The sequence below is a fragment of the Leptospira gomenensis genome (assembly GCF_004770155.1).
Classification (GTDB): Bacteria; Spirochaetota; Leptospiria; order Leptospirales; family Leptospiraceae; genus Leptospira; species Leptospira gomenensis.
This window is the reverse complement of record NZ_RQFA01000054.1, coordinates 1-275: the sequence shown is the minus strand read 5'-3', so window position 1 is coordinate 275 and position 275 is coordinate 1. Positions and strand designations below refer to the sequence as shown.

Genomic DNA, 275 nt, shown 5'->3' with positions numbered 1-275 from the left:
TCCGCGCTCACCATCAAAGACGTCTGTCTCATGTATTGGTCCGAGTCCTCCGCATTCGCGGTCGTAGCTCCCGCCGCCGTTCGAAACACCGCATCCGCTCGGCTCGCATTCGTATCCTTCTCCGAACGGATATAGTTTCCGTACGAATCATGGATCGCCTTCTGACCGGCCATACGCAAACCGTCGCTCCCCGCAAGATCGTTAAACGACATCTCGTTCGTGTTGCTCGTCTTCCAAACCAAATCCTTCAAACTCGTGCTGCTCGCGGTCTTCTT

Annotated in this window: 1 pseudogene; it reads right to left on the bottom strand. The window is 55.3% G+C overall.

Features of this window, described 5'->3' with window-relative positions:
- Window positions 1-275, bottom strand: a pseudogene (locus tag EHQ17_RS12580) (hypothetical protein); the annotation flags it as partial.